Source organism: Mammaliicoccus fleurettii (assembly GCF_002018435.1).
Classification (GTDB): Bacteria; Bacillota; Bacilli; order Staphylococcales; family Staphylococcaceae; genus Mammaliicoccus; species Mammaliicoccus fleurettii.
Genome location: NZ_MWJM01000039.1, coordinates 1 through 1,567, shown reverse-complemented (window position 1 = coordinate 1,567; position 1,567 = coordinate 1). Strand labels below are relative to the sequence as shown.

General features: G+C 50.4%; 1 rRNA gene. It reads right to left on the bottom strand.

The features are described 5' to 3' along the window. Nucleotides 1-1,567: ribosomal RNA gene (locus tag B2G86_RS12975) — 23S ribosomal RNA — on the bottom strand; the annotation flags it as partial.

Genomic DNA, 1,567 nt, shown 5'->3' with positions numbered 1-1,567 from the left:
CACCGGATCACTAAGTCCGTCTTTCGACCCTGCTCGACTTGTAAGTCTCGCAGTCAAGCTCCCTTGTGCCTTTACACTCTGCGAATGATTTCCAACCATTCTGAGGGAACCTTTGAGCGCCTCCGTTACTCTTTAGGAGGCGACCGCCCCAGTCAAACTGCCCGCCTGACACTGTCTCCCACCATGATCAAATGGTGCGGGTTAGAAAGTCAACACAGCCAGGGTAGTATCCCACCAGCGCCTCCACGTAAGCTAGCGCTCACGCTTCAAAGGCTCCTACCTATCCTGTACAAGCTGTGCCAAATTTCAATATCAGGCTACAGTAAAGCTCCACGGGGTCTTTCCGTCCTGTCGCGGGTAACCTGCATCTTCACAGGTACTATGATTTCACCGAGTCTCTCGTTGAGACAGTGCCCAAATCGTTACGCCTTTCGTGCGGGTCGGAACTTACCCGACAAGGAATTTCGCTACCTTAGGACCGTTATAGTTACGGCCGCCGTTTACTGGGGCTTCGATTCGTAGCTTCGCAGAAGCTAACCACTCCTCTTAACCTTCCAGCACCGGGCAGGCGTCAGCCCCTATACATCACCTTACGGTTTAGCAGAGACCTGTGTTTTTGATAAACAGTCGCTTGGGCCTATTCACTGCGGCTCTTCAAGGCTTGCACCCTAAAAAGCACCCCTTCTCCCGAAGTTACGGGGTCATTTTGCCGAGTTCCTTAACGAGAGTTCGCTCGCTCACCTTAGAATTCTCATCTTGACTACCTGTGTCGGTTTGCGGTACGGGCACCTATTTTCTAACTAGAGGCTTTTCTTGGCAGTGTGAAATCAACGACTCGCCGGATACATGATCCAGCTCCCCATCACAACTCAACCTTATAAGTGCCGGATTTGCCTAACACTCAGTCTTGTTGCTTGGACGTGCACTCCAACAGCACGCTTCGCCTATCCTACTGCGTCCCCCCATCGTTCAAACAATCATAGGTGGTACAGGAATATCTACCTGTTATCCATCGCCTACGCCTATCGGCCTCGGCTTAGGTCCCGACTAACCCAGAGCGGACGAGCCTTCCTCTGGAAACCTTAGTCAATCGGTGGATGGGATTCTCACCCATCTTTCGCTACTCACACCGGCATTCTCACTTCTAAACATTCCACATGTCCTTACGATCATGCTTCAACACGTTTAGAACGCTCTCCTACCACTATCCTTACGGATAATCCACAGCTTCGGTAATATGTTTAGCCCCGGTACATTTTCGGCGCAGTGTCACTCGACTAGTGAGCTATTACGCACTCTTTAAATGATGGCTGCTTCTAAGCCAACATCCTAGTTGTCTGGGCAACGCCACATCCTTTTCCACTTAACATATATTTTGGGACCTTAGCTGGTGGTCTGGGCTGTTTCCCTTTCGACTACGGACCTTATCACCCATAGTCTGACTCCCAAGTTAAATTATTTGGCATTCGGAGTTTGTCTGAATTCGGTAACCCTAGAGGGGCCCCTCGTCCAAACAGTGCTCTACCTCCAATAATCATCACTTGAGGCTAGCCCTAAAGCTATTTCG